This window comes from Actinomycetota bacterium (assembly GCA_030019255.1).
In the GTDB taxonomy this organism is placed as follows: domain Bacteria; phylum Actinomycetota; class Geothermincolia; order Geothermincolales; family RBG-13-55-18; genus Solincola_A.
Map to the genome: position 1 here is coordinate 1 of JASEFK010000026.1, position 5,940 is coordinate 5,940.

Annotated in this window: 5 protein-coding genes; 3 read left to right on the forward strand and 2 right to left on the reverse strand. The window is 62.5% G+C overall.

Annotated features, from left to right (window positions below):
* The first annotated feature begins 219 nt into the window (after nt 1-219).
* Nucleotides 220-810, forward strand: coding sequence for a (Fe-S)-binding protein (locus QME84_12645; protein MDI6875111.1), 591 nt, complete (start codon nt 220-222; stop codon nt 808-810).
* Nucleotides 811-1,126: 316 nt separating this feature from the next.
* Here QME84_12645 and QME84_12650 read toward each other — a convergent pair whose 3' ends face one another.
* Complete coding sequence (locus tag QME84_12650) at nt 1,127-1,360, reverse strand: hypothetical protein (protein ID MDI6875112.1); 234 nt, start codon at nt 1,358-1,360, stop codon at nt 1,127-1,129.
* A gap of 841 nt (nt 1,361-2,201) precedes the next feature.
* Between QME84_12650 and QME84_12655 the strand changes: the two genes are divergently transcribed.
* Nucleotides 2,202-4,043: an aldehyde ferredoxin oxidoreductase N-terminal domain-containing protein gene (locus QME84_12655; protein MDI6875113.1), complete on the forward strand. Its 1,842-nt coding sequence runs from the start codon at nt 2,202-2,204 to the stop codon at nt 4,041-4,043.
* Between the two features lie 310 nt (nt 4,044-4,353).
* Nucleotides 4,354-4,800, forward strand: coding sequence for a tRNA adenosine(34) deaminase TadA (gene tadA, locus QME84_12660; GenBank protein ID MDI6875114.1), 447 nt, complete (start codon nt 4,354-4,356; stop codon nt 4,798-4,800).
* Nucleotides 4,801-4,950: 150 nt separating this feature from the next.
* Here the strand turns inward: tadA and QME84_12665 are convergent, their stop codons facing one another.
* A complete protein-coding gene (locus QME84_12665; GenBank protein MDI6875115.1) occupies nt 4,951-5,520 on the reverse strand; it encodes a hypothetical protein in 570 nt (189 codons plus the stop codon).
* Nucleotides 5,521-5,940 lie beyond the last annotated feature (420 nt).

The following is a 5,940-nucleotide window of genomic DNA, read 5'->3' on the forward strand; positions in this document are numbered from 1 at the left end:
CCCAAAAATGCCCATCTACCTGGTATTTTGGAAATGCAACTGTAGAAGATGAGTTATCCTGGAAAGCGCCGGCGTGAAGGGGGTGAGGAAGGCCTTGGCGGATGCCGAAGAGGTCCTTGCCGCCAACGGGTGGTCCGTGAGGAGGGCAAGGCACCGAGGGATTGAATGACCTGCACGTCTTGGGAGGAAAGGAACCCGGGCGTGTTGGGAGGAGGGGAAATGCTCATCGAGAGGATAGACATCGAGCAGGTGGAACCCTGTTTCGCCGACGAGACCAAGATACGTCTCATCGCCCGCATCCCGGTGGACGTGAGCGAGCTCCTCCCCTACCTGAACGCGGTATTGGCCAACGCCACCTACGTGGGAGGGGGCGAGGGAAAGGAGGGTCCAGAGGATGGGGAGGTCCCGACCTATGCCTCCGACCGACCGGCCCTCACCTTCACTAAGGGGCCGCGGCTGGTCACCGTGTATCCCCGCCGGGTGACCATCGCCAAGGCGGACGACGTGGCCGACGCCGAGGAGACCCTGGACTGGCTGGTGGAACGCCTGAACTACGTCCATGAGCACCGGGAGGAGATAGAACCGGTCTACGAGGGGAAGATTAAGATAAAGCCTCTGGACATCTACGGGCTGCTCCCCCAGACCAACTGCCGGGAGTGTGGGGAGCAGGGCTGCCTGGCCTTCGCCCTACTCCTGCTGCAGGAGAAGCACCGCCTCCGCGACTGCCCGCCCCTTTACCGCGAGGAGAGATGGAAGGGGAAGAGGGAGAGGCTCGAGGAGGTGGTCGCCTCCCTTGGGCTCCCCAGGTAATGGGAGACCTTTCTACGGGCGGGGAGCCTTTAGGTAGCCGAATCATGGGAAAAGGAAATCCTTTCCAGACCTTTCACGGGCGCCGGTCGGTGGCGGCTTGGGCGTGACCGGAGGACGGGCCTGGCGTGCTCCGGCAATATGGACTTGAATGCTGGCTGGTGACCGTAAGGCGCAAGGCCGCCTCTGGTTGGACCGCTCGTTCGTGGGGGCCCTAAGGGCGGGATTGCGCGCGAGTTCTTGAATCCTCACCGTGAAACCATGTTCCAGGGGGAGAACGTGTGCCCAGTGTGCGTTACCGTTGCCGGGATGCCATTCGCTATGCCTTGAGGGCCTTTATCCTTTCCGCCAGGGTGGTGCCCACGTCCTTCCCGGAGAAGAAGGAAACGGACTTGCTTATCTTTTCCGCCAGTTCCGGAAGTTGTGCCGGGGTAAGCGTGTCCGGGGTGCAACCGATGAGCTCGCAATTCTTCTTTACCGTGGCCTTGGCGATGAATTCGCCCACCGCCTCGGAGAGGATCTTCTCTATCTCCTGCGCCAGCTTGTTGGCCACCTTACCTCCTTCCGGATCCTCCGCCCCCGTGCGCCCGAGGCCCTCCGAGGGCCAATTCATACAATATATCGTTTAGCGTGACGCTAAACTTTATCCTTTTTGGGGCCGGAAGCTCATTCGACCAGGCGGTATTATAAGCATTATCGTTCGGCCCTCAGGATATAACGTTCCGGCCCTCGGCGCCCCACCGTGTTTTCGTCTTCCGCGCGCAGATTTCCGCGGGTGCCGGGGACGGATGGTCACGGCGGCGCGGCGGGAAGGTTGGCCCCTGTCATACACAGGCCCGGGCGGTCGCTCGACGGCAGCGGTGACCGGGCAGGCGAAAGGGTATAAAATGTCCCCGATAGGCGCGGCTTATAAGAGGAGGCAGCGGTGATCCACCATCCCGACAGGTGCACTGGATGCCGCACGTGCCAGATGGTCTGTTCCTTGCTCCACCGGAAGGATTGTGGGCCGGCCGCAAGCCGAATTGTCCTTGCCTTCCAGGACCTGGAGGTCCGCGCAACCTTTACCTCTGACTGCGACCGGTGCGCTCGTTGCGTCTCCTTCTGCCCTTCCGGTGCCTTGGAAGGAGAAAAGGGACCCCGGGAATCCGGGGCATGAAGGACCGGGAAAGGCTCACGTGCCTGGAAAAGGATGGGATGAAGCACGGTGATTGTCCGGAACGTATATCGAGGAATCGCGTAGAAGCACGACATCCACGCTAATACACCTTGCGGAGCTCGGAAAAGAAGGAGAGGTAGCAAGCCAGGAGTGGGCGGGATATTAACGCGGATTGAGGGGAGAGGGAGCTTTCCCGGAAGGAAAGCCTTCCGGAGCCCGGAAAGGGAGGAGAGGGAACATGCCGGGGGGATACGCGGGACGAATATTGGAGGTTGACCTTGGGAGAAGGGAGGTCAAGGCTTCCGACCTCCCATCTTCCTACGAGCAAGCCTACCTGGGCGGATTCGGGATCAACAACCGCCTCTTCCTCGATCACTCGCGCCCCGGCACCGACCCTCTCTCCCCCGAGAACCCACTAATACTGGGGGCGGGGCCCTTCGTGGGGACGCTGGTCCCGGGCGCCTCCCGGGTAATGGCCAACGCGCGCTTTCCCCTGACCGGTGCCGTGGCCTCGGCTTCCGGGAGCATGGGGCTGGGGGCCAACCTGAAGTGGGCTGGGTGGGATCACCTGGTCATCCTGGGGAGGTCGCCCGGGCCGGTGGCCCTGGTGGTGGAGGACGAGAGGGTGGAGTTTGTCCCCGCCGGGGGCCTGTGGGGGAAGGGCATCCTGGAAACCACCCGGTCGCTTTGGGATAGGTACCCGGGTTTTTCCGTCCTGGCCATCGGTCCCGCGGGGGAGAACCTGGTGCACTCTTCCCTGGCCATGATCGACGCCAGCGCCACCCTGGGGCGGGGAGGCCTGGGAGCGGTGATGGGGTCCAAGAACCTGAAGGCGGTCCTGGTCAAGGGGAACGGCGCCGTGCGGATCGCTGACCCCGCGGGACTTCACGCGCTGGTGAGGGATCTCTTCCGCAGGCTGGAGAGATACGAGCTCCGGGAGGCCGCCGCCGAGCTGGGGATGATCGGGGCCTGGCCCATGTACGCCGCGCAGCTCCTCCCCCACGGGGCCACGGAGAGGGACCTCGAGGAGGCCAACGAGAGGTTCGGGCCCCAGGCCTACTTGAGGCTGAAAAAGAGGCGCCTTTCCTGCCCCTCCTGTTTCCTGCCCGACAAGGACGAGCTCCTGTTGCCCTCTTCAGGGAGGACCGTGTATTCCACCTCCTTTCTAAACGCGGCCATCCTGGGGTGCGCACTGGGGATGAAGGACGCCGAGGAGGCGGCGTCCACCCTGGCCCTGCTGGACGACCTGGGCCTGGACTTCATGACCCTGAGCTGGCAGGCGGCTTACCTGCTGGAACTCGGGGAACACGGGATAATAAAGGGTGGCGAGGCGGAGGGGATCCCCCTGGCGAGGGGAGCGGACATCCTGCGCGAGCTGGCCTGGCGGGTCACTGAGGGGAGGGGCGATATCGGCAAGGCCCTGGCCGCGGGCTGGAAGGGGACCCTGGCCTGGTTCGGAGAGCACACGCGGCGGTACACCATGCTGGTGCGCGACCAGGACTGCCTCTATGACCCGCGAGTGAGCGGGCTGGGCACCATGGAGTTCGAGCAGGTGGTCTCCCCCCGCGGCCCCACCTCCGCCAGCGCTGGTTCGGCCACCTACGTGCCTAGCCTGCCGGAGGAGAGGCTGCGGCGGCTCACGGAGCGCATGGGGGTTCCGGAGGACGCCCTGGAGCGCATCTTCTCTCCCCCTTGGAGGCTGGACGTCGGGAGGTTGACCCGTTACTCCGAGGACTGGTTCAGCCTCTTCAGCTCCCTGGGCATCTGCAACCGCTTCCAGGTAAACCGTTTCTACCACGCCGCGCTGATCAGGGACCTCCTTGCCGCGGTCACCGGGATGGAGCTCTCCGTGGAAGAGATGATGGCCAGGGCCGCCGCCTCCTGGGAACTCTACCGGGAACTGAACGCCCGGGAGGGGCTGGGCCCCGAGGAGGACCGGCCCCCCGAGGCCTGGTTCCACGAGGAACCCCTCTGGGGCCGGGGCGGACGCCTTCACGACTACTTCGGCAACCCCCTCACCCGCGAGGACGTGAATCTCCTCCTCCACTCCTACTACGACGAAAGGGGGGTCAGGTCTTGAATCGTGATACCCATGGGGGTATTTAAGTTGCACGACGTGCGTTGGTGGAACCGGGGCATGGAAAGTTGAGCAAGCGAGAAAAGGTTAAGGCCACACGGGAGAATGTTAAGGTCACAAAACAGGAAAGGGTTTGCTTCGCAGGTCACTTTGTTTCCGGGCATGGCAATACTTATAACCACCATGCCGGTGATTGCGTCTTGGCTTTTAGGAGGGGATATTGCCGGCCGGGATGAAAAGATCGGCCGCATCCGCCCGGTGAGCAGGCAATTACCAGAAGTTTACAGGTGAAGTTCAAGGGGGTTTCCGGCCGGTGCACGATAGGGACTACATGCGCCAAGCCCTCGAGGAAGCCCGCCTGGCGGCGGAAGAAGGAGAGGTGCCGGTGGGCGCGGTTCTGGTTAAGGACGGCGAGGTGATTGCCCGCGCCCACAACCGGCGCGAGACCACAGGCAACCCGCTGGACCACGCGGAGATGCTGGCCCTGGCGGAGGGAGCGCGGCAGCTGGGAGGATGGCGCCTGGAGGGAACCACCATGTACGTGACCCTGGAGCCCTGCCCCATGTGCGCCGGGGCCCTGGTTCAGGCACGCGTAGCTCGATTGGTGTTCGGGGCTCGGGACCTCAAGCTGGGAGCGGCGGGAAGCCGTTACAACCTGGTGAGCGATGAGACCATCCACCACCGCCTGGAAGTCACCGAGGGCATCCTGGAGGAGGAATGCCTGGCCCTGCTGAGGGGGTTCTTCATCTCACGCCGCTGACGGGTGGCGGAGTCGTTGGCCCCGTATCAGCGGCCGTGAGGCATCGCACGAAAGGCCCGCCCGCATCATAGCCCGGAAGGTCGCAACGAATCGCCGCTTGTGGCGTCGTAGGTTGCCAGCAACACGGGCTTCGCCGTGCTAGTGTTCTGTTCACCCTCCCATATTACTTCCCCAGACCGTTTCCTCTATCCCCCGGGAAGGATCGGAGAGGTAACTCAGAGTGATCTGCATGCCTCCGAGGGAGACCTCGGTTTGCGGATGCTCTTCCGTGTACTTTTCGGCCACCACCGGGGAGTCCAGCCACTCCCCGCCTATCGGATGGAAGAGATAGGAATAATCGGGTACGTTTTCGTAACCCAAGGTGGTCTGTTCCCCGTATGACCAGGACTTCACCTCTCCCCTCTCCCATGCCACGTGGTTTTCCATTATCGAGTCCGCCCCGGTGCTCGGTCCCAGCAGCGTGAAATCCCACGTCTCGGCTAGCACGTTCCCGTCCACCATCCGGCCTTTGATCATGGAAAGTTTGTCACCGGAAACTTCCATCTTTTCGATTTCCGATTTGCAAGCCTGGTATGCCTGGGCGACGGTGACTTTACCGTTCTTAGGAACCCCCGCCCCCACCTCATCCGTGCCGGCGTCTTCCTTTTCGCCACACCCGGATGTGGCGAGGACCAGGCCGAGAAAGAAGACAAGAACAGGGATCGATATAGCTTTGCGCATCGAATCCACCTCCCTTTTTACTCTCGAGGACGTTCTTGCCCCACCATCGGACATAGCCACGTGGTGACGATGATGCTCGCCCTTTCTTTTTTACGCGGAATTTGGTTGGCAAGAGGTCAACTCGAGGGATATGTGCGAGACTCTCTGAAGAAGGCCTCCGTCCAAATCCCTGGCATAAACAAAATAAGTCAAAGGCTGAACCGGAGCAAGTGGTTTCGAGGTGCATGAAGCACGAAGGGAACGGGAACCCCGGCCAAGCATCATGGCAGGCGGCACCCGGTTTCGAGGAGCTTTTGGTATATCACCCTGCTGGACCCTATAATAGGGTTTGCGCGGAGAGGTGCCAGAGCGGACGAATGGGGCGGTCTCGAAAACCGTTGAGCCCTTCGCGGGGCTCCGTGGGTTCGAATCCCACCCTCT